Raw genomic sequence first — 20,414 nt, forward strand, 5'->3', positions numbered from 1 at the left:
TCACCGCTCATGCCGATCGACAACTCGGTGCACTCGGGAAAGTCCTTTATGAGGCTTTGTTGCAGCCTTTTCAATTCTTGGAACTGCGCCGTCAGAGTGGCCAAGGGCAAATCCGCTGCCGGGATCGCCATGAGACCGCGAAATTGCAGCCGGGGCAGCGCCAAGATTTGCGTTGCTAAGACCGCCACCTGATCGGGCTTAACGCCCGACTTTGCCGGATCTTGACTGATGTTCACTTGGATCAGCAGATTGAGTGGCGCTTTCTCTGCCGGGCGCTGGTCATTCAGGCGTTGTGCCAGCTTAAAGCGATCCATGCTGTGCAGCCAATCGAATTGCTCGGCAATGCCGCGGCTCTTATTCGATTGTAACGGCCCGATAAAGTGCCAAATAGCGTCGTCAAACGGAGCCGCCTCGGCTTTATCGACGGCTTCCTGGGCGTAATTTTCGGCAAAGTGCCGCTGTCCCGCCTGGTAGGCCGTGACTAGATCGGCGAGCGGTTTGGTTTTACTGACCGCGAGCAGGGTGACCGACGAACGCGCTCGTTGGGCCTGATCACAGGCCAGTTCAATTCGGTGATTGACGTCGGCTAAACGTGAACTCATCAGCATCTTTGTCATGAAATCGCTCTATTATTGGGTGGCCAATGTCGGCCTTTTTGCGGGCTGTGCTACGCTCACTAGAGTGGTTGAGTGTAGCAAAAACACCGGCTGCAGAATAATACTGTTCACGTTTTCGGAGTTTTGAATGGACATAACCGAATTGCTGGCCTTTAGCGCAAAGCAAAATGCCTCCGATCTGCATCTGTCTGCAGGTCTGCCGCCGATGATCCGGGTCGATGGCGACGTACGTCGAATCAACCTACCGCCCATGGGTCATAAGGAAGTTCATGGCCTAATCTATGACATCATGAACGATCGCCAACGGAAGGATTTCGAAGAGTTTTTCGAAACCGACTTTTCCTTTGAAGTGCCAGGGGTGGCGCGTTTTCGGGTTAATGCCTTCAATCATAATCGGGGTTCCGGTGCCGTCTTTCGGACCATCCCCTCCAAGGTGCTGACCATGGAAGACCTTGGTATGGGTCAGGTGTTTAAAGACATCGCTGATACCGCGCGCGGTATCTGTCTGGTCACCGGCCCAACCGGCTCGGGTAAGTCGACGACCCTGGCTGCGATGGTGAATTACATCAATGAAACCAAGTACGAACATATCCTGACCATCGAAGACCCGATCGAATTTGTCCATGAGTCGAAAAAATGCCTGGTGAACCAGCGCGAAGTCCACCGCGATACGCTGGGCTTCAGTTCGGCCCTGCGCTCAGCCTTGCGTGAAGATCCGGATATCATTCTGGTCGGCGAAATGCGCGATCTGGAAACCATTCGCTTGGCATTGGAAGCCGCCGAGACCGGCCATATGGTGTTTGGCACCCTGCACACCCAATCGGCCGCCAAGACGATTGACCGCATCGTCGACGTATTTCCCGGCGCGGAAAAGTCGATGGTGCGTTCGATGCTGTCAGAATCCCTAATGGCGGTGGTCTCACAAACCCTGCTTAAGAAAACCGGGGGCGGCCGTGTGGCGGCGCACGAAATTCTGATTGGCACGCCGGCCATTCGTAACCTAATCCGCGAAGACAAGGTCGCCCAGATGTACTCTGCGATTCAAACCGGTGCACAACATGGCATGCAAACACTCGATCAGTGCCTGCAGAACCTGGTCCAACGCGGCACCGTGCATCGTGACATAGCGCGCTCGAAAGCCAAGCAACCGGAAAGCTTTTAAGTGGGTCATTAGACCGGTCTTCGGGTGCTGGGTACGGGATCGGTGATCAGTCTTTGGGATACCAACGCCTAACCTGCGAATACGATAGGAAACACCATGGAATTCGACAAGCTGCTTCGCCTGATGGTAGAAAAGGGCGCCTCTGACCTCTTTATAACGGCGGGTGTACCTCCGAGCATGAAGGTGAATGGCCAGGTGATCCCGGTCACCAAGACCCCGCTCAGTCCTGAAAAAACGCGCGAGCTGGTCTTGTCGGTAATGACCGACCGGCAGCGCATTGAATTCAATGACACCCAAGAGTGCAACTTCGCAGTCTCGGCGCGCGGCATTGGTCGGTTCCGATGCAGTGCCTTTCATCAGCGCAACCTCGCCGGTATGGTCTTGCGCCGCATCGAAACTCGTATTCCACGGATCGAAGAATTGGGCCTGCCCGATGTGATTAAAAAGCTGGCCATGACCAAGCGGGGCCTGTTGATCTTTGTCGGCGCAACCGGGACCGGCAAGTCGACTAGCCTGGCGGCGATGATCGGGCATCGAAATCGCAACTCTAAGGGTCACATTATTTCCATCGAGGACCCGATTGAATTTATACATCAGCACGAAGGCAGCATCGTGACTCAGCGGGAAGTGGGCATCGACACCGACAGCTTTGAAGTGGCGCTCAAGAACACCCTGCGCCAGGCGCCCGATGTAATTATGATTGGCGAAGTGCGTACGCGCGAAACCATGGAATATGCGATGACCTTTGCCGAAACCGGGCACCTCTGTTTGGCAACCCTGCACGCTAATAACGCCAACCAGGCGCTCGATCGGATCATGCATTTCTTCCCCCACGAGCGGCAGCGGCAGCTGTGGATGGATCTATCACTCAATCTGAAAGCCATCGTCGCGCAGCAGTTGGTGCCGACACCGGACGGTCTGGGTCGTAAGGCGGTGATCGAGGTGTTGATCAATACCCCTCTGGTATCCGATCACATCCGTAAGGGCGATGTCCATCTGTTAAAAGACCTGATGGCCAAATCTCCCGAGCTAGGCATGCAAACCTTTGATCAGGCACTGTTTAAAGGGTACAGTCGCGGGGAACTGACCTATGAGGATGCCCTGGCCCATGCCGATTCCGAAAACGATCTGCGTCTGATGATCAAATTGGATCAGGAAACCGACCCACATCATTTAAGCGGCCAAGCGGCCAAATTGAGTATTCAGGATTCAGATGACTATTAACAACAGGGCGCTACTGCGTGGCGCACCCCAGTCGCGCGCGCAATGGTCCGCTCACACCTATTATGCGGTGTCGCGACCATGAGCAACACCTATACCCGACTCCAAAGCCCCTGTGTGAAGCTGTGCACGCTGGACGACGCAGACACCTGTCTCGGCTGCGGTCGGTCATTGGCGGACATCAAGAACTGGTCCATTGTCAGTCCGGCAGAGCAACAACAGATCCTAGATCGGGCCGAGCATCGACTGATTACGATTCAACGCTGCTGAGCCGCGCTTGGATCCGCGCCCGCGCCTGGGCGAGTCGAGGTTGGTTGGGGTGGGTCTGCTGGGCCTGCTCAACGATGAGCAGCGCTTTGCGATCCTGGGCAACCGACTCCAGAATGCCCACCTTTTCCAGGATCAGGCTAATCTGATCCTTACGTTGCCGGCTGGCCATGCGCCTACCGACCATGCGCAAATAGTAAATAAACACCACGACCAGCATGACCAGTCCGACGCCACCTAATTCCATCTGAGCTCCCCTTTATATATAACCACTGCCCAGAGTATAAACCATGGCCCTGATGTGATGTATCGGCAAGCTTGCCTTTACGGCAAAATACCCGCTATGGTCTATCGATCAGTACAGGAGTAGGCGAGTATGGAATTTGATTTCATCATTGTTGGCGGCGGTTCAGCCGGAGCGGTGTTGGCCAATCGACTGAGCGAGGATCCGCAGGTGAGTGTTGCCCTGGTGGAATTTGGTGCCACCGACCGTTCTATGGCGATCCATATGCCCTTCGGCATGATTGTTACGGTGCCCACGCCTTATCTCAACTATGCCTACAAGACCATCCCCCAACCCGGCCTCGGCAACCGACGCGGTTACCAGCCACGGGGCAAAACCCTGGGCGGTTCCAGTGCCATTAACGCGATGATTTATGTGCGCGGCCATCAGCAGGATTATGACGATTGGGCCGCGCTGGGTAATGCCGGCTGGTCTTGGTTAGATGTCCTCCCCTACTTTAAAAAATCCGAACACAACGAACGACTCCAGGGCCCACTGCACGGCCAAGGTGGGCCCCTGAATGTCGCCGACCTGACCAGCCCAGCGGGTGCCCGAACGGCCTTTGTAGCGGCCGGCCGTGCTGCCGGTTTTAAGGAAAACAGCGACTTTAATGGTAGCGATCAGGAAGGCGTCGGTAGCTATCAGGTGACCCAACAGAACGGTCGGCGCTGCAGCAGTGCCACGGCCTATTTACACCCGGCGTTGGCACGACCCAATCTAACGGTGTTGACCCAAGCACGCGTCTTGCGCTTGTTGACCGTGGCGAAACAGTGCCGAGGGGTAGAGCTGTTAATCGGCGGGCAGCGCCAGAGCCTGAACTGCCGGCGCGAGGTTATTCTCAGCGCCGGTACCTTTAATAGCCCGCAGCTGTTGCTCTTATCGGGTATCGGGCCGGCCGAGCACTTGGCCAGTCACGGCATTGCTGTGGTGCATGAGCTGCCCGGCGTAGGGCAGAATTTGGTCGATCATCCGGACTTTGTAACCAGCTATCGTGCGCTACTGCGCGACGTATTGGGCGCGTCGCCGATCGGTATCTGGCACCTGTTGCGTGATGTCTGGCGTTTTAGCCGGGGCAACCCGAACAGCCTGATGAGCACCAATGGCGCCGAAGCCGGTGGCTTTTTAAAGACCGATCCGAGTCTCGATCGACCCGATATTCAACTTCATTTTGTCGTCGGGATACTGCAAAACCACGCTCGTAGCCTGTCGCCTTACCATGGGGTCAGCTGTCACGCCTGTGTGCTGCGCCCGACCAGTCGCGGCTGGGTGCAGCTGGCCTCGGCCAATCCGCTGGACGCGCCCTTGATTCATCCCAACTTTCTTGCCACCGAGGCTGACGTTGCCGCGTTGCTGCGCGGCGTACGCTTAATGCAGCGGATCATGGCGGCGGCGCCGCTGGGGCAATATGCGGCCACGGAAATGCAGCCAACCCACGCCCTGACCGATGCGCAACTGATCGCCGAGATCCGCCGCCGAGCCGATACGGTCTATCATCCGGTGGGCACTTGCCGCATGGGCCAGGACCGTTTGGCGGTGGTCGATGCACAACTGCGCGTTCAGGGTATGACCGGATTGCGCGTGGTCGACGCCTCGGTGATGCCAACCCTAATCGGTGGCAATACCAGCGCACCGACCATTATGATCGCTGAAAAGGCGGCCGATCTGATCAAGGCGAGCTATGCGAACTAGTCATTAGTCGACTTAGTCAGAGCAAACGGCCGCTTTTGCACATCGTCGTGCCGAGCTAAAGGCAGAATTGCGTATCCCAGGTTTGATTCTGGAACTGCATCATCAGGCTATTCCCCACTTGCAACCTGACCTCGGCGCGCACCCGAAAGCCGGAGGTGTCTAGCTGAAACTGCACCGAATCGCTCGCAGCGAGTTTGTCGATTTTAAAGGGCGGGGTCCAGATGGGTTGATAGCGCTCCTCCAAGGTCAGGGTGATCGGAATGATGCCATTTAGATCCGCCTCCGCCGCATTGTTCACCCGTTTCATGATATCCCCTAGCTTCACCGTCAAGGTCGTCGCTCGATCGGTGATTTTTTGCGCGCTGCGGTAATCGGTGTTGCCACAGCGTCCGGAGGCTATTAAATAGCGCTCGTCACCGGCTGACTCGGTTAGATTTAAGGTGATGACATCATCCTTAAAAAAAGTCTGACCGTCGAAACTATTATCCTCGGATATGCGCACGGCGGCGATAAGGGGCAAGCTTTGGCGGCCTACCGTATCAACCTGCAGATCGGTGATCAGGCCTGAGTCTCTGGACCGCAAACCATAGCGGCCTCTTTGATTGCTGGCGATCAGCGCCTCGGTCGACCCATCGGCATAGGCCACGGAGATTTGGGCACCGTTCATCCGCACCGGTTGGGCCCAAAGCCCTCGAGTTAAAAAGACATCCAGTTCGCTCAGTGACGCGCCCTGATTCAATCGAACTTTGATATCGAGCTGATCCGGGTCGACATCCTGAATATTAATTGCAGCACAGCCGCTCAGGCCAGCAAGGCCAAGAAGGGCGAAAAAAGCGAGCCGAGCCAAGTTGCCGCACTGTGCCAACGATGAGTCTGTCATGAAATCGATCCTGTTCCGGGGTAGCTTGACCCATTAAGGCCGGCCAGTGGGCCAACCGATTACTGGGACTGCAGGCCCTAGGGCAAAAGTCCGTTGCCGCCGAGTCAGGGCGACGCGCGGTGTAGGCGCGAAATATCTATCCTATTCTAGAGTATTATTGGCCGATCAACAGTGTCTTTAGCAGACCGGGCCGCTGACATGCTAATTAGATAATCAATTTGCTTAATTGTATTTCACCAACAGTCGTTTAGCATTGTTCGAAAATAATTTAGCCATTACGAGGTAGAGCTGGTGCAGCAACTAATCATCAATGGCGACCTGGGTGGACCCACCTTCATTTTTGCCCATGGCGCCGGGGCGGGTATGGATTCTGAGTTTATGAATCGGGTCGCGACCGGTCTGGCCGAGCGCGGCATTCGCGTCGTGCGGTTTGAATTTCCCTATATGCAGAAAAAGCGCGACACCGGCAAGCGGCGACCACCCGATCGACAACCCAAGCTGCTCGACCACTTCAAACAGGTCATTGAGCAGGTCAACCTGTCTCGGGTTATCATTGGCGGTAAGTCGATGGGTGGACGGATGGCCACGGTACTGGCTGCAGAGCAGTCCTATGCCGGGGTGGTGGTGCTCGGGTATCCATTTCATGCTTTGGGCAAGCCGGAAAAGGTCCGGGTGGATCACTTTCAGACCGTTGAATCTCCGGTATTGATTTGCCAAGGCGAGCGCGATTCGATGGGCAATCGCGCCGATGTCGCGCAATATCGTTTGCCGAGCAATGTGCACATCGATTGGTTTACCGATGGTGACCATGATCTCAAGCCACGTAAAGCCAGTGGCTGCACGCACACGGCGCATTTGGACAACGCCATCGAACGAACCAGTCGATTCATTCATCAGATGGCAGCACGCTAACAGAGAGCTAATTGGGGTGGGCTCTAATGGGGCCTTATCCTATACTGATCGTCAAATCTAACTTTTACCAAAGGTGACTGCGTGCTCCGTTATAAAATAATACCGGTAACAGCCTTTCAACAAAATTGCTCGCTTGTGTGGTGTGACCAGAGCCGGGAAGCGGTGCTCATTGACGCCGGTGGTGATGTTAGCGTGCTGCGGCACCAAGTCGAGGCGTTAGGGTTAACGCTGACCGCAATCTGGTTAACCCATGGCCATCTGGATCACGCCGGTGGCGCGCAGGACCTGCGCGAGCAGCTCGGTTTGCCAGTCATTGGACCGGCCCAGGCCGATGATTTTTGGCTTGCGGGCATAGAAGCACAGAGCCGCAGCTACGGCCTGACCGGTCTGCGCAATGTGTTACCCGACAGCTGGTTGAACGATGGCGATACAGTTCAGGTCGGAGCGGAGAGCCTAGCGGTCATTTCGGCGCCAGGGCATACGCCGGGCCACGTCATCTTTTATCATGCCAAGCAGCAGCTGGCTTGGGTGGGCGATGTTATCTTTGCCGGATCAATTGGCCGGACCGACTTCCCCAAGGGCGATCACGCGACCCTTATTGCCTCCATTACCGAAAAGCTTTGGCCGCTGGGCGATGATGTGAACTTTATTCCCGGCCACGGTCCTGAGTCGACCTTCGGAGTTGAGCGCAAGACCAACCCCTTTGTCGCCGATTATAAGTTTGGCTAAGGTTTTTCGCTCAAGCCGCTGGCATCATGATCCCTCCCGAGCCCTCTCGGGCGGCTATAGCAATGGGCTGGCCAGTTGCGCCAAGCTCTCCGCTACACGCTGGTACACGGGCCGCTGATGCCAGTCGCTGAGCAGCAGTTGTTCGGAGCGGCGACAGTAACCGTCGGTAATGGCGCGCACCTGTTCGCAGAAGGCGACATCGTCGACCACCAGAGTGGCTTCAAAGTTGAGCCAGATAGAGCGCATGTCGAGATTAACCGAGCCGATCAAGACCAGGTGATCGTCCACGATCACCGTTTTGGTGTGCAGCAGGCCATCGGTAAAGCGTCGGATCACGACCCCCGCCAACAATAGTTCCTGATAAAAAGATCGCCCGGCATATTGGGCCAACTTACTGTTGTTTTTACGGGGTACGATGACGGTCACATCGAGCCCGCGCTTGCCCGCCGATTTAAGGGCCTGCAGCAACGACTCATCAGGTACAAAGTAGGGTGTGGTGAGCACGATTCGTTGGCGGGCATTGTGGATCGCAGTGAGCAATACCTGGAGCAGTATTTCCTCATCCAGGGCGGGGCCGCTCGGCAATAATTGCATCAGGTTCGCGTGGCGCTCAGCAAAAGTGGGGTTGGCTAAGCTATCCGCTAGGCGCACACCGGTTTCCATTTCCCAGTCAAAAACCAGCGTGCCTTGCACGAGCTTGGCGATATCGCCTTGAATTTTAACCATGATATCAACCCACGAACCGACTCCCATATGCGCATTAAAGAACGCGGGGTCGGCCAGGTTCATCGATCCGGTATAGGCAATGCGATTATCGATGGCGATCAATTTCCGATGCTGACGCAGGTCCTGACGACGCAGGCTCATACGCAAGACATTGGCGTAGAGCACTTCCAGTACCTGTACCCCCGCTCGGATCAAACGCTGGCAGCGCTGGCTGCGCAAAAACCGGTGCGAGCCAACGCTATCGAGCATCAGATGGACCTGGACGCCGCGTTGTGACGCGGCAGCCAAGGCGGCCAGGATATTCACCACCTGGCCCTGGTCGTCAAGAATATAGAACTCGAGGAATATGACGGTCTGGGCTTGGTCAATGTCGACTTTCAGGCTCTCAAACAATCCGTCGGCGGCATCGAATAGGGCCCATTGGCTGCAGGACAGGGCGGGCATGCCAATACTGCTGCGAGTCAGTTCCATCACCGGGCCGAGGGACTGCTGGGGCGGGAGCAGGGCGCGTTGTGTCGATAGGATGCGTTGTAACCAAAGCGAATAGAATTGGTACTGTCGCTTGGCCCGCTCGGCGCGCATGCGGCCGAGGTAATGTTCACCTAGGAGCAAATAGCAGAAGATGCCAAGTATCGGCAGAGTATAGACCAACAAGAGCCAAGCTAAAGTGCTGCCGAGGGGTCGGCGTTTTAGAAGAATACGCAGACTCAGTGCCACCAGTGCGGTGACGTATACGAGCAAGCCGAGTGACCCCAGCCAATCCCATCTCATCGTGACCCATATCCCTAGGGACGTAACCGTTAGTTTAGCGTGCAAGTCAGGGCGTAAAAGACATTTGTCTGATCACAGCTGCGCCGCAGTAGTACCCAACCATAAGAGCCTGGGCCAATCCGTCACAGGCGAACCCAGGCAGGCTTTAATGATAGCAATAGACCCAGCCGCATGCCTGATTTTATCGGATTAGAGGCGTCAAAGGAGGGCATATTTTTTAAGGAATTAGCCTCAAATTGCCCTGAAATCGGCTGTAAGTGATTGTTTTGCAGGGTCTTTATTTAACTTCACGGGTGCATTGACTCTGCTGCTCAGTATACATACAATACGCGTCCCTCAAATTTGGGGGTATTAACGCTGTTTAACAATCTTGGAGCTTTGGTCACATGCAGAACCAAAAGATCAGAATTCGCTTGAAAGCTTTCGATCATCGTTTGATTGATGCGTCGACTCAAGAAATTGTCGACACGGCGAAGCGTACAGGCGCGCAGGTGCGTGGACCTATTCCACTCCCTACACGTAAAGAGCGCTTCACTGTGCTGGTCTCTCCACACGTGAACAAGGATGCGCGTGATCAGTACGAAATTCGTACTCACAAGCGCATGCTCGATATTGTCGAACCAACCGAGAAAACAGTGGATGCACTGCGGAAGTTGGATTTGGCAGCTGGTGTGGATATTCAAATTAGTCTCGGCTGATTTCAAGTAAAAAGTAGATATCTCTACTGTAACGGCTCTTTACTGTCGAAAGGCGGTCCGGAGCGGCCATAGCGGGTTTTAGCCCCGTACATAGAGGAAATAAAGATGTCAATTGGTTTGATTGGCCGAAAAGCGGGTATGACTCGTGTCTTCACTGAAGAAGGCAGTTCCATACCAGTCACGGTCGTAGAAGTTAAGCCTAATCGTATTTCACAGATTAAATCTGTCGAAGTCGATGGCTATGTCGCTCTCCAGCTCACCGCTGGCACGAAGCGTACAAATCAGATTAGCAAAGCAGAGGCAGGTCATTTTGCGAAGTCTAATGTTGAGATGGGTGTACTGACACGCGAATTCACAGTTGCAGATGCTTCCGAATACGAAGCGGGTAAAGAGCTAACTGTTGAATTGTTTACCGCGGGTCAAAAAGTTGATGTGACCGGAACCTCCAAGGGTAAAGGCTTCGCTGGTGCGATTAAGCGCCACAACTTTAGTATGCAAGACGCCACTCACGGTAACTCCCTTTCTCACCGCGCGCCCGGTTCTATCGGTCAGTGCCAGACGCCTGGTCGGGTCTGGAAAGGTAAGAAAATGGCAGGTCACATGGGTGCTGAGCGTTCAACAACTCAATCTTTAGAAGTCGTCCGTGTCGATGTCGAGCGCAATTTGCTGCTCATCAAGGGTGCTGTTCCAGGTGCAACTGGTTCACACGTTTTCGTTCAACCTGCGGTTAAGAGCTGAGAGAGGTAGCAATGGATATTCAAGTTGCTGGCAATGCTAGCGCCAAGGTTGAGTTAAACGAAGCAACCTTCGGTAACGAATTTAATGAAGCATTAGTACATCAGGTCGTCACAGCGTTTTTAGCCGGTGCCCGTCAAGGCACAGTCGGTACTAAAACTCGCTCTGAAGTTGCTGGTGGCGGTGCTAAGCCCTGGCGTCAGAAGGGTACAGGCCGCGCGCGCGCCGGTACTATTCGTTCGCCTATATGGGTTGGTGGCGGTCATACGTTCGCCAGAAAATCACAAGACTGGTCGCAGAAAGTTAACCGCAAAATGTATCGCGGTGCTATGAAGTCGATCTTGTCTGAGTTGGTTCGTCAAGAGCGTTTAATTGTAGTGGCCGATATGAATTTCGATCAGCCTAAAACAAAAGCGTTTTTGGCAAAAATGAAAGAACTCGATGTCACAAGTGCATTGATTATTGCTGACGAAGTTGATCAGAATCTATATCTGTCTTCACGTAACGTTCCACACGTTGAAGTAAGCGATGTCGCCGGGCTTAACCCAGTGAATCTCGTAGCTTATGATAAGGTTGTGATCACTGTTGCGGCGATTGAGAAGCTTCAGGAGGTGTTCGCATGAACCAGGAACGTGTCTATCAAGTCGTTTTCGGTCCTCACATCTCGGAAAAGGCAACAATCGTAGCGGAAGGTAATAGTCAGTACGTATTTCGTGTGGCTAACGATGCTTCTAAACTTGAAATTAAAAAAGCTGTAGAGCAGCTTTTTGAAGTGAAAGTTGATTGTGTCCGTACTCTTATACAAAAGGGTAAAACCAAGCGCACACAACGAGGTGTCGGCAAGCGTAATGACATCAAGAAAGCTTACGTTCGTCTAGCTGCAGGTCAGGAAATTGATTTCCTGGCAGCAGAATAAGGTAGGGGTCTCGAGCAATGGCAATAGTCAAAGCAAAACCGACGTCCCCCGGACGTCGTCACCTCACTAAGGTTGTTGGAGCTGAGTTGCACAAAGGTGCGCCTCACGCAGCCCTTCTTGAGAAGAAGTCCAAATCCGGTGGTCGTAATAACAACGGTCGCATTACGACTCGTCACATTGGTGGCGGTCATAAGCAGCACTATCGTTTAGTTGATTTCAAACGCAACAAAGATGGCATTGTCGCAAATGTTGAACGTCTGGAATACGATCCAAACCGTACCGCACACATCGCATTGGTTTGCTATTTAGATGGTGAGCGTCGCTATATCTTGGCACCAACTGGCTTAAAAGCTGGTGACAAGATAGTTTCTGGTGAACACGCTCCGATCAAAATTGGTAACTCCATGCCGTTGCGCAGTATTCCGGTCGGTTCGGTCATCCATAACGTTGAGATGAAGCCAGGTAAAGGCGGGCAGATGGCTCGTTCAGCCGGTACATCGATTCAGTTGGTTGCCCGTGAAGGTACCTACGCTACCTTACGTCTTCGCTCTGGCGAAATGCGTAAAGTGCTTGCTGACTGCCGCGCTACGTTAGGCGAAGTGAGCAACTCAGAACACAGCTTACGCCAACTCGGCAAAGCAGGTGCTTCTCGCTGGCGCGGTATACGTCCAACGGTCCGTGGTGTTGCCATGAACCCGGTGGATCACCCGCACGGTGGTGGTGAAGGTCGTACTTCTGGTGGCCGACACCCAGTTACTCCTTGGGGCGTTCCGACCAAGGGTTACAAAACACGCTCGAACAAGCGTACAGACAAGTATATTGTCCGTCGTCGTTCTAAGTAATTATTTAAGAGGAAAAGGCTGTGCCACGTTCACTTAAGAAAGGTCCATTTGTCGACCTGCACTTGATGAAAAAGGTAGAGGCTGCACTGGAAGCGGGCGAAAAACGACCAATTAAGACTTGGTCGCGTCGCTCCACAATCTTCCCAGATTTTGTTGGGTTGACCTTTGCAGTCCATAATGGCCGTCAACATGTACCGGTGTTTGTTACCGAAGATATGGTCGGTCACAAATTGGGCGAGTTTGCATTAACTCGCACTTTCAAAGGTCATGCTGCGGACAAAAAGGCTAAGCGCTAAGGGGCGGATATGATGGAAACACAAGCTGTATTACGCGGTGCACGTCTGTCTGCTCAGAAAGGCCGTCTAATCGCGGGCTTGATTCGCGGTAAGTCGGTTGCTGAAGCTTTGGACATATTAACGTTCTGCCCTAAAAAAGGCGCAGAGCTAGTTAAGAAGGTTTTAGAGTCTGCAATTGCAAACGCTGAGCATAACAATGGTGCGGACGTAGATGAACTCGCAGTTACAACGGTCTTCATTGATGAAGGCGTGACGATGAAGCGAATTAGCCCACGTGCGAAGGGCCGAGCGGATCGTATCTTAAAACGTACGAGCCATATTACGGTCAAAGTTGCCGAGCTGAATTAAGAGGAGACATTCTAATGGGTCAAAAGGTTCATCCGACTGGTATCCGTCTCGGCATCACCAAAGACCATAATTCGGTCTGGTATGCAGGTTCAGATACCTATTCTGAGAAGCTGCTGAACGACATTAAAGTTCGTCGCTACTTAGAAAAGAAATTAGAGAAGGCTTCTGTTAGCAAGATCGTTATTGAACGACCTGCGCAGAACGCGAAAATCTTCATTCATACCGCTCGACCAGGTATTGTCATCGGTAAGAAAGGTGAAGATGTTGAAGTGCTGCGTCAAGAATTGACCAAAATGATGGGCATTCCTGTACACATCAACATCGAAGAGATTCGCAAGCCCGACTTAGACGGTAAATTGGTTGCTCAGTCAATCGCTAGCCAATTGGAACGACGCGTTATGTTTCGTCGTGCCATGAAGCGTGCGATGCAGAATGCAATGCGTTCGGGTGCTCAAGGTATCCGTGTTCAGGTAAGTGGTCGCTTAGGCGGCGCTGAAATCGCTCGTAATGAGTGGTACCTGGAAGGTCGCGTGCCATTGCACACTCTGCGTGCCGATATCGATTACTCGACTGCCGAAGCGCACACTACTTATGGTGTGATTGGCGTAAAAGTTTGGATTTTCAAAGGTGAAATTTTGGGTGGCATAGAAACTGTTCGTGCTCAAGCCAAAAGTCAGCCTAAGAAAGCCGTTAAGCGATAAGGGGTACGTAGATGTTACAACCAAAACGTACAAAGTTTCGTAAGATGATGAAAGGCCGCAACCGCGGTCTGGCAGAACGTGGAAGTAAGGTAAGCTTCGGTGAGTACGCACTGAAGTCGGTCGGTCGTGGTCGACTTACTGCACGTCAAATCGAAGCGGGACGTCGAGCTATGACACGTCACGTTAAGCGGGGCGGTAAAATCTGGATTCGCGTATTCCCAGATAAGCCAATTACCAAGAAGCCTCTCGAGGTTCGTCAAGGTAAGGGTAAGGGTAACGTTGAGTACTGGGTTTGCCAGATTCAGCCCGGTAAAGTTCTTTTTGAAATGGCTGGTGTAACTGAAGAAATCGCACGCGAAGCGTTCCGCTTAGCAGCTGCGAAGATCCCAGTCCCAACTATTTTTGTTAAGCGACAGGTGATGTGATGAACGCTAAAGATCTTCGTGAAAAGTCAGTAGAAGAGCTTAAAGGCACTCTGTTGGACTTGCTGCGCGGTCAATTTAAATATCGCATGCAACGGGCGACGGGCCAATTGACCCAGAACCATTTGCTTAAGCAGGTCCGTAGGGACATTGCTCGCGTTAAAACTGTACTGAACGAGAAAGCAGGTGCCTGATATGTCTGAAACTACAGCTCGTACCGTAACTGGTCAAGTGGTCAGCTCTAAAGCTGACAAGACTGTCACTATATTGCTTGAACGCAAAGTGAAGCACCCGATTTACGGGAAATTCGTTAAGCGTTCAACCAAGCTACATGCTCATGATGAAAAGAATGAGTGTAGCCTGGGCGATACAGTAACAGTCGAAGAGTGCCGTCCTATGTCCAAGACTAAGACTTGGCGGTTGGTTCGTATTGATGAACGCGCAGTTCGCGTTTAATTCGGGAGTTTGAGAGATGATCCAAACAGAATCCGTATTGGACGTAGCTGACAACAGCGGTGCCAAACGTGTCCAATGCATTAAAGTTTTAGGTGGTTCACACCGTCGTTACGCCAACGTTGGCGACTTGATCAAGGTTTCTGTAAAAGAAGCCGTTCCTCGCGGAAAAGTGAAGAAAGGTCAAGTAATGAACGCGGTCGTAGTGCGCACTAAGAAAGGTGTTCGTCGTCCGGATGGCTCAATTATCCGTTTCGATGTGAACTCAGCGGTATTGTTAAACGCCAACCTGGCGCCGGTAGGTACTCGTATCTTCGGTCCAGTGACGCGTGAACTCCGTACTGAAAAATTCATGAAAATCATTTCCCTGGCACCGGAAGTACTATAAACCCCTTAGGGGGTTTTTTTACGAGACGGAAGCAGGAAGTAGAGACTATAAATGCGTAAATTGATTAAAGGCGACGAAGTCATCGTTATCGCCGGTAAAGACAAAGGCAAACGCGGCAAGATCTCTAAAGTGATCTTGGGTGACAAGAACGGCACTAAGTTTCTTATCACAGGTATTAACCTGAATAAGAAGCACGTCAAACCGAATCCCCAGGCAGGTGTTCAGGGTGGAATCGTTGAGCGTGAAGCGCCGATCCAAGCATCAAATGTTGCGATCTTCAACCCAGAAACCAGCAAGGGCGACCGAGTTGGTTTTGACGTTAAAGAAGATGGTAGCAAGGTCCGCGTTTTTAAATCCACGCACAAGGTTATTGGTGAATAAGGGGTACGACTATGTCTAGACTTAAAGCTCTATACAAAAGTGACGTTGTAGCCGCACTGCAAGCAGAGTTCGGATACGAGAACGTTATGCAAGTTCCTCGCGTCACCAAAGTAACCTTGAACATGGGTGTCGGTGAAGCGATTGGCGACAAAAAACAGATGGATAACGCTGTTCGAGATTTAGAAGCTATATCTGGTCAAAAGATAGTAGTGACTAACGCTCGTAAATCTGTTGCCGGATTCAAAATTCGTGAAGGTTGGCCAATCGGCGCCAAGGTTACCCTGCGCAAAGCGCGTATGTGGGAATTCCTGGACCGCCTGGTTGACATCTCTTTGCCGCGTGTACGTGACTTCCGGGGTATTAACCCCAAGTCATTTGATGGTCGTGGCAACTACAGCATGGGTGTTAAAGAGCAGATTATCTTTCCTGAGATTGAGTACGACAAGGTAGATAAATTGCGTGGTTTGGATATCACTATCACAACCAGTGCTCGCACCAATGATGAAGGCCTCGCTCTATTGAAAGCGCTGTCCTTTCCATTTAAAAGTTAAGGGGTAGGTACATGGCTAAAGAGAGTATGAAAGCTCGCGAAGCAAGGCGTGAAAAGACAGTTGCCAAATACGCGGTTAAACGCGCAGCACTGAAAGCAACTATCAAAGACCCAAGTACTTCCCCGGAAGATACCTGGACTGCACAAATTGCACTGCAAAAGCTTCCAAAAGACGCAAGTCCTGTTAGAATGCAGCGCCGTTGTCAGATGACGGGTCGACCACACGGCGTTTATCGCAAGTTTGGTCTTTCTCGAAACATGCTTCGTGAACAAGCCATGTTAGGCAATGTTCCGGGGCTTAAAAAAGCAAGTTGGTAAGCAAAACGGCCTGGGCTGGGGGTTTTATACTCCCAGCTACCGCGTTTTAGCTGAACTTAGAGGTTATATTCAAATGAGTATGCAAGATACGCTTGCGGATATGTTAACTCGTATTCGTAACGCCCAGCGTTCCGGCCATGCTGCTGTCGTAATGCCATCTTCTAAACAGAAGGTTGCAGTCGCGGAAGTATTGAAGCAAGAGGGTTTTATCGGTGTCTTCTCTGTAGAAGGTGAAGCCAAGCTGATACTGACCATCGAACTGAAATATTTCGAAGGCAGACCAGTCATAGAGTCAATCAAACGTGTTTCCCGTCCTGGCCTACGTCAATACTGTGGTTCACAGGATCTGCCTAATGTATCAGGCGGATTGGGTATCGCTATTATTTCCACTTCTAAGGGTGTCATGACTGACCGAGCAGCTCGTTCTGCTGGTGTCGGTGGCGAAATCCTTTGTGAAGTCTTCTAAGGAGTATATTAGCGATGTCTCGAATAGCAAAATCTCCTGTGACAATACCGTCCGGTGTTGAAGTTACGCTGACAAGTAATTCTATTACTGTCAAAAGCGGTGCGGGAACCTTAGTTCAGGCTCTGCACGCCTCCGTTGAAGTGAATCAAGAAGGCGAAGAACTGACCTTCTTACCACGTGACGGCGGCAAGATTGCTCACGCAATGTCAGGCACCATGCGTGCTCTGATCAATAACATGATGGTGGGTGTAACAACCGGCTTTGTGAAAAAACTTACGTTGATTGGTGTCGGTTACCGAGCTAAAGCCGGTGACAAGTCAGTTAACTTGACCTTAGGTTTTTCACATCCTGTCGACTACGTCCTACCTGTAGGTGTATCTGCCGAAACGCCGACCAACACGGAAATCGTGTTGAAAAGTGCCGACAAGCAGTTACTCGGACAAGCCGCCGCAGAAATCCGTGCGTTCCGTCCGCCAGAGCCTTATAAAGGCAAGGGTGTCCGCTACTCTGACGAATCCGTTCGTCGTAAAGAAGCTAAGAAAAAGTAAGGGCATAGGTTATGAGCGAAAAGAAAGTTTCCCGTTTACGCCGTGCTCGTCGAAGCCGCGTAAAAATTTCCGATCTGCGTGTGCATCGTTTGTGTGTCAGCCGCACAAACTTGCACATATACGCGCAGATTATTGCACCGAGTGGTAGTGAAGTTCTGGCCAATGCATCAACATTGGACGTGACTCTGCGCACCGGCGCAACAAGTAATGTCGAAGCCGCAGCCAAAGTTGGCGCTTTAATAGCAGAACGTGCTAAAGCAGCGGGTATCGAACAGGTAGCTTTTGATCGGTCAGGGTTTAAATACCATGGTCGAATTAAAGCATTAGCAGACGCGGCCCGTGAAGGCGGCCTGAAATTCTAAGGTGTGAATGATGGCGAATAATGATCAATCCCAAGCTGCCGGCGATCTGCTAGAAAAATTAGTTCAGGTCAACCGTGTCGCAAAAGTGGTTAAAGGTGGCCGTATCTTCGGTTTCACAGCTTTAACCGTCGTGGGTGATGGTAATGGTAAGGTCGGCTTTGGTCGCGGTAAGGCTAAAGAAGTTCCAGTTGCAATTCAGAAGGCCATGGACGCTGCTCGCAGAAACATGGTTGAAGTGAATATAGTCGACGGCACATTACAATATCCCGTAACAGCACGTCATGGCGGATCCAAGATCTTCATGAAACCTGCTACCGATGGTACTGGCGTAATCGCCGGCGGCGCAATGCGTGCCGTACTTGAAGTTGCTGGTGTTCATAATATCCTGGCGAAGTGTTATGGCTCGACCAACCCGGCTAACGTTGTTCGCGCAACTGTTAAGGGTCTGTCGATGATGCGTTCACCCGAAGACATCGCTGCTAAACGCGGTCTGTCTGTTGAAAAGTTACGAGGGTAAACCATGGCTAGCAAGACATTGAAAGTGCAATTAGTCCGTAGTCCCATTGGCGCCCAGCCTAAGCACCGGTTATCGGTAAAAGGCTTAGGTCTGAGCAAAATAAATCAAGTTCGTGAGCTGGAAGATACACCTTCAGTCCGCGGCATGATCAACAAAGTGCACTATCTTGTGCGCGTAGTTGAGGGGTAATAGGATGTTTTTAAATACATTAAGCCCGGCCGATGGTGCTAAAAAAGCTCCAAAACGTGTTGGCCGTGGTATCGGTTCTGGTCTGGGTAAGACCGCCGGTCGCGGACACAAAGGTTTGAAGTCTCGTTCAGGTGGTTCGGTTAAACCCGGCTTTGAAGGCGGTCAAATGCCATTGCAGCGTCGTCTGCCAAAGTTTGGTTTTAACTCGCGCAAAGCAGCTTATGTTGCTGAGATTCGGTTACACGAATTGACCATGGTTGAAGGCGATGTTGTGGACCTGAACGCGTTGAAAGATGCCGATTTAATTGGGCACAAGATTCTCCGCGCTCGCGTTATCCTTTCTGGTGAAATCAAGTCCGCTGTTACAGTGAAAGGCTTGAAAGTCACCAAGGGTGCAAAAGCAGCAATCGAAGCAGCAGGCGGCAAGGTAGAGGAATAGCACCTTATGACCAAACAAGGACTACCGTCAGGAACTAGTGGTGGTGGGTTGGGCGAGCTTTGGGCTCGCCTTCGTTTCGTTCTGCTGGCTTTGCTGGTATATCGAATCGGTGCCCACATCCCCGTACCTGGGATAAACCCGGAGCAGTTAGCGGCATTATTCGAGCGTAACCAAGATACCATTTTGAGCATGATCAATATGTTTTCTGGTGGCTCGCTTGAGCGTATGAGTATCTTCGCATTAGGCATTATGCCCTATATTAGCGCGTCGATTATCATGCAGCTGCTAACTGTCGTAAGCCCACAGCTTGAGCAGTTGAAGAAAGAGGGTGAATCAGGACGTCGTAAGATGTCTCAGTACACTCGTTACTTTACTCTGGTGCTGGCATTGGTTCAGTCCTTTGCTATATCAGCGGGACTAGCGAGCCAAGGGATCGCGTTTGCTGCGAGCCTAAGCTTCTACTTCGTTGCGGTCATTACCTTTACGACCGGAACGATGTTCTTAATGTGGCTGGGTGAGCAGATTACTGAACGTGGTATCGGAAATGGTATTTCCTTGTTGATCTTCGCCGGTATTGTTGCGGGTTTACCCGGAGCGATTGGGCAAAGTTTTGAGTCAGCCCGTTTGGGCGACCTGAGCATCATAGCCCTGTTGGTTGTTGGTCTGTTTGCGATAGCCGTTGTTGCCTTTATCGTGTTTATCGAGCGTGGGCAACGTCGGATTACTATCAATTACGCCAAGCGTCAGCAAGGTCGTAAAGTGTTTCAGGCACAAAGCAGTCATTTGCCTCTTAAGGTTAATATGGCTGGTGTGATCCCACCAATTTTTGCATCCAGTATCTTGCTGTTTCCAGCATCACTGGGTAATTGGTTTGGTCAGAACGAAGGTATGGGGTGGTTGCAGGACGTGGCAATATTGCTCGGTCCGAATCAACCGCTCTATTTGGTGTTGTTCGCTTTAGCAGTCGTATTCTTCTGCTATTTCTATACCGCCGTCACCTTTAACCCTAAAGACGTAGCTGAGAACCTAAAACGTTCTGGTGCGTTCATCCCGGGCATACGCCCAGGTGAGCAAACTTCACGCTATATCGATGGTGTTTCAGCGCGACTGACCTTCTTTGGTGCTCTGTACATTACTACTGTGTCGCTATTGCCCCAAGGCCTGGTCATGGCAGTGAACGTACCCTTTTACTTAGGTGGTACTTCTTTGCTGATCGTGGTTGTTGTTGTCATGGACTTCATGGCTCAAGTACAAAGTCACTTGATGTCGCATCAGTATTCATCGCTGATGAAGAAGGCAAATTTGAAATCAACCGGAAATCTTTTTTAAGACCCGGTAATTTGGTGGAGTTAAGCATGAAAGTACGTGCATCCGTAAAGAAAATCTGCCGTAACTGCAAGATTGTTCGCCGAAACGGTGCGGTGCGTGTGATCTGTACAGATCCAAAGCACAAGCAACGTCAAGGGTAATTAGCAATTACTCGGATAGGCTTGCTTTTAGATAGAGCAAGCGGTATCCTTTCGCGCCCCCAGAACCCTTGGGGGAAATATGCATAAAGATAAGGTAGCTGCCTTATTAATCTTATTAA

General features: G+C 51.8%; 33 protein-coding genes. 29 read left to right on the forward strand and 4 right to left on the reverse strand.

Annotated features, from left to right (window positions below; all coding sequences use genetic code 11):
* A partial coding sequence (locus tag AC4FIC_RS04070) for a YggS family pyridoxal phosphate-dependent enzyme (RefSeq protein WP_476194808.1) occupies window positions 1-617 on the reverse strand: 617 nt, incomplete at its 3' end.
* A gap of 127 nt (window positions 618-744) precedes the next feature.
* Here AC4FIC_RS04070 and AC4FIC_RS04075 point away from each other — a divergent pair.
* The 3 genes from AC4FIC_RS04075 to AC4FIC_RS04085 all read left to right on the forward strand — a co-directional run bounded on the left by AC4FIC_RS04075 (window position 745) and on the right by AC4FIC_RS04085 (window position 3,270).
* Window positions 745-1,779 (forward strand): type IV pilus twitching motility protein PilT, encoded by a 1,035-nt coding sequence (locus AC4FIC_RS04075; RefSeq protein ID WP_273285530.1) that lies wholly within the window; start codon window positions 745-747, stop codon window positions 1,777-1,779.
* A gap of 96 nt (window positions 1,780-1,875) precedes the next feature.
* Complete coding sequence (locus tag AC4FIC_RS04080) at window positions 1,876-3,003, forward strand: PilT/PilU family type 4a pilus ATPase (RefSeq protein WP_273285528.1); 1,128 nt, start codon at window positions 1,876-1,878, stop codon at window positions 3,001-3,003.
* A gap of 78 nt (window positions 3,004-3,081) precedes the next feature.
* Window positions 3,082-3,270 (forward strand): DUF1289 domain-containing protein, encoded by a 189-nt coding sequence (locus AC4FIC_RS04085; protein WP_476194807.1) that lies wholly within the window; start codon window positions 3,082-3,084, stop codon window positions 3,268-3,270.
* On the opposite strand, the gene AC4FIC_RS04090 is transcribed toward AC4FIC_RS04085, so the two are convergent.
* Window positions 3,251-3,514 carry a hypothetical protein gene (locus tag AC4FIC_RS04090; RefSeq protein ID WP_476194806.1) on the reverse strand — a complete coding sequence of 88 codons (264 nt, stop codon included), beginning with the start codon at window positions 3,512-3,514 and terminating at the stop codon, window positions 3,251-3,253. The two genes, AC4FIC_RS04085 and AC4FIC_RS04090, sit on opposite strands and share 20 nt — an antisense overlap.
* 129 nt (window positions 3,515-3,643) lie before the next feature.
* Between AC4FIC_RS04090 and AC4FIC_RS04095 the strand changes: the two genes are divergently transcribed.
* Entirely contained in the window at window positions 3,644-5,239 is a 1,596-nt protein-coding gene (locus AC4FIC_RS04095; protein WP_100255906.1) for a GMC family oxidoreductase, read from the forward strand.
* Between the two features lie 55 nt (window positions 5,240-5,294).
* Here the strand turns inward: AC4FIC_RS04095 and AC4FIC_RS04100 are convergent, their stop codons facing one another.
* Window positions 5,295-6,119, reverse strand: a complete 825-nt coding sequence (locus tag AC4FIC_RS04100; protein ID WP_100255907.1) for a hypothetical protein — start codon at window positions 6,117-6,119, stop codon at window positions 5,295-5,297.
* A gap of 291 nt (window positions 6,120-6,410) precedes the next feature.
* Here AC4FIC_RS04100 and AC4FIC_RS04105 point away from each other — a divergent pair, with 291 nt between their 5' ends.
* The gene (locus AC4FIC_RS04105; RefSeq protein WP_145980208.1) at window positions 6,411-7,031 is read left to right on the forward strand and encodes an alpha/beta fold hydrolase; all 621 of its coding nucleotides are present in this window, start codon (window positions 6,411-6,413) and stop codon (window positions 7,029-7,031) included.
* Window positions 7,032-7,112: 81 nt separating this feature from the next.
* Entirely contained in the window at window positions 7,113-7,760 is a 648-nt protein-coding gene (locus AC4FIC_RS04110) for an MBL fold metallo-hydrolase (protein WP_100255908.1), read from the forward strand.
* A 54-nt stretch (window positions 7,761-7,814) separates the two neighbouring features.
* Here AC4FIC_RS04110 and cls read toward each other — a convergent pair whose 3' ends face one another.
* On the reverse strand, window positions 7,815-9,257 hold the full coding sequence (gene cls, locus AC4FIC_RS04115) for a cardiolipin synthase (protein ID WP_100255909.1): 1,443 nt from the start codon (window positions 9,255-9,257) through the stop codon (window positions 7,815-7,817).
* A 386-nt stretch (window positions 9,258-9,643) separates the two neighbouring features.
* Between cls and rpsJ the strand changes: the two genes are divergently transcribed.
* The 23 genes from rpsJ to rpmJ all read left to right on the forward strand — a co-directional run bounded on the left by rpsJ (window position 9,644) and on the right by rpmJ (window position 20,295).
* Window positions 9,644-9,955 (forward strand): 30S ribosomal protein S10, encoded by a 312-nt coding sequence (gene rpsJ, locus AC4FIC_RS04120; protein WP_100255910.1) that lies wholly within the window; start codon window positions 9,644-9,646, stop codon window positions 9,953-9,955.
* Window positions 9,956-10,060: 105 nt separating this feature from the next.
* Window positions 10,061-10,693, forward strand: a complete 633-nt coding sequence (gene rplC / locus AC4FIC_RS04125; RefSeq protein ID WP_100255911.1) for a 50S ribosomal protein L3 — start codon at window positions 10,061-10,063, stop codon at window positions 10,691-10,693.
* Between the two features lie 11 nt (window positions 10,694-10,704).
* Window positions 10,705-11,313: a 50S ribosomal protein L4 gene (gene rplD / locus AC4FIC_RS04130; RefSeq protein ID WP_100255912.1), complete on the forward strand. Its 609-nt coding sequence runs from the start codon at window positions 10,705-10,707 to the stop codon at window positions 11,311-11,313.
* On the forward strand, window positions 11,310-11,606 hold the full coding sequence (rplW, locus tag AC4FIC_RS04135; RefSeq protein WP_100255913.1) for a 50S ribosomal protein L23: 297 nt from the start codon (window positions 11,310-11,312) through the stop codon (window positions 11,604-11,606). The genes rplD and rplW overlap by 4 nt, the downstream gene beginning before the upstream one ends.
* A 17-nt stretch (window positions 11,607-11,623) precedes the next feature.
* Window positions 11,624-12,448, forward strand: a complete 825-nt coding sequence (rplB, locus tag AC4FIC_RS04140) for a 50S ribosomal protein L2 (protein ID WP_100255914.1) — start codon at window positions 11,624-11,626, stop codon at window positions 12,446-12,448.
* Between the two features lie 20 nt (window positions 12,449-12,468).
* On the forward strand, window positions 12,469-12,744 hold the full coding sequence (gene rpsS / locus AC4FIC_RS04145) for a 30S ribosomal protein S19 (protein ID WP_100255915.1): 276 nt from the start codon (window positions 12,469-12,471) through the stop codon (window positions 12,742-12,744).
* Between the two features lie 12 nt (window positions 12,745-12,756).
* Window positions 12,757-13,092, forward strand: a complete 336-nt coding sequence (gene rplV, locus AC4FIC_RS04150) for a 50S ribosomal protein L22 (protein ID WP_100258664.1) — start codon at window positions 12,757-12,759, stop codon at window positions 13,090-13,092.
* A gap of 14 nt (window positions 13,093-13,106) precedes the next feature.
* Window positions 13,107-13,793 (forward strand): 30S ribosomal protein S3, encoded by a 687-nt coding sequence (rpsC, locus tag AC4FIC_RS04155; RefSeq protein ID WP_100255916.1) that lies wholly within the window; start codon window positions 13,107-13,109, stop codon window positions 13,791-13,793.
* An 11-nt stretch (window positions 13,794-13,804) separates the two neighbouring features.
* Window positions 13,805-14,218 (forward strand): 50S ribosomal protein L16, encoded by a 414-nt coding sequence (gene rplP, locus AC4FIC_RS04160; RefSeq protein WP_100255917.1) that lies wholly within the window; start codon window positions 13,805-13,807, stop codon window positions 14,216-14,218.
* Window positions 14,218-14,409 (forward strand): 50S ribosomal protein L29, encoded by a 192-nt coding sequence (gene rpmC, locus AC4FIC_RS04165; protein WP_100255918.1) that lies wholly within the window; start codon window positions 14,218-14,220, stop codon window positions 14,407-14,409. The genes rplP and rpmC overlap by 1 nt, the downstream gene beginning before the upstream one ends.
* A 1-nt stretch (window position 14,410) precedes the next feature.
* Window positions 14,411-14,671: a 30S ribosomal protein S17 gene (gene rpsQ, locus AC4FIC_RS04170; protein WP_100255919.1), complete on the forward strand. Its 261-nt coding sequence runs from the start codon at window positions 14,411-14,413 to the stop codon at window positions 14,669-14,671.
* A gap of 16 nt (window positions 14,672-14,687) precedes the next feature.
* Entirely contained in the window at window positions 14,688-15,056 is a 369-nt protein-coding gene (gene rplN / locus AC4FIC_RS04175; RefSeq protein WP_100255920.1) for a 50S ribosomal protein L14, read from the forward strand.
* A 51-nt stretch (window positions 15,057-15,107) separates the two neighbouring features.
* Window positions 15,108-15,437 (forward strand): 50S ribosomal protein L24, encoded by a 330-nt coding sequence (gene rplX, locus AC4FIC_RS04180; protein WP_100255921.1) that lies wholly within the window; start codon window positions 15,108-15,110, stop codon window positions 15,435-15,437.
* 11 nt (window positions 15,438-15,448) lie between these two features.
* Entirely contained in the window at window positions 15,449-15,988 is a 540-nt protein-coding gene (rplE, locus tag AC4FIC_RS04185) for a 50S ribosomal protein L5 (protein ID WP_100255922.1), read from the forward strand.
* An 11-nt stretch (window positions 15,989-15,999) separates the two neighbouring features.
* Window positions 16,000-16,305: a 30S ribosomal protein S14 gene (gene rpsN, locus AC4FIC_RS04190; RefSeq protein WP_100255923.1), complete on the forward strand. Its 306-nt coding sequence runs from the start codon at window positions 16,000-16,002 to the stop codon at window positions 16,303-16,305.
* 73 nt (window positions 16,306-16,378) lie between these two features.
* Complete coding sequence (gene rpsH, locus AC4FIC_RS04195; protein ID WP_100255924.1) at window positions 16,379-16,771, forward strand: 30S ribosomal protein S8; 393 nt, start codon at window positions 16,379-16,381, stop codon at window positions 16,769-16,771.
* Window positions 16,772-16,785: 14 nt separating this feature from the next.
* On the forward strand, window positions 16,786-17,319 hold the full coding sequence (rplF, locus tag AC4FIC_RS04200) for a 50S ribosomal protein L6 (protein ID WP_100255925.1): 534 nt from the start codon (window positions 16,786-16,788) through the stop codon (window positions 17,317-17,319).
* 11 nt (window positions 17,320-17,330) lie between these two features.
* The gene (gene rplR, locus AC4FIC_RS04205) at window positions 17,331-17,681 is read left to right on the forward strand and encodes a 50S ribosomal protein L18 (RefSeq protein ID WP_100255926.1); all 351 of its coding nucleotides are present in this window, start codon (window positions 17,331-17,333) and stop codon (window positions 17,679-17,681) included.
* Between the two features lie 10 nt (window positions 17,682-17,691).
* The gene (rpsE, locus tag AC4FIC_RS04210; protein WP_100255927.1) at window positions 17,692-18,198 is read left to right on the forward strand and encodes a 30S ribosomal protein S5; all 507 of its coding nucleotides are present in this window, start codon (window positions 17,692-17,694) and stop codon (window positions 18,196-18,198) included.
* A 3-nt stretch (window positions 18,199-18,201) separates the two neighbouring features.
* Complete coding sequence (rpmD, locus tag AC4FIC_RS04215; RefSeq protein WP_100255928.1) at window positions 18,202-18,387, forward strand: 50S ribosomal protein L30; 186 nt, start codon at window positions 18,202-18,204, stop codon at window positions 18,385-18,387.
* Window positions 18,388-18,391: 4 nt separating this feature from the next.
* Entirely contained in the window at window positions 18,392-18,826 is a 435-nt protein-coding gene (rplO, locus tag AC4FIC_RS04220; protein WP_100255929.1) for a 50S ribosomal protein L15, read from the forward strand.
* 6 nt (window positions 18,827-18,832) lie between these two features.
* Window positions 18,833-20,155, forward strand: coding sequence for a preprotein translocase subunit SecY (secY, locus tag AC4FIC_RS04225; RefSeq protein WP_100255930.1), 1,323 nt, complete (start codon window positions 18,833-18,835; stop codon window positions 20,153-20,155).
* Window positions 20,156-20,181: 26 nt separating this feature from the next.
* Complete coding sequence (gene rpmJ / locus AC4FIC_RS04230) at window positions 20,182-20,295, forward strand: 50S ribosomal protein L36 (RefSeq protein WP_100255931.1); 114 nt, start codon at window positions 20,182-20,184, stop codon at window positions 20,293-20,295.
* Window positions 20,296-20,414 lie beyond the last annotated feature (119 nt).

This window comes from Reinekea sp. (assembly GCF_982785585.1).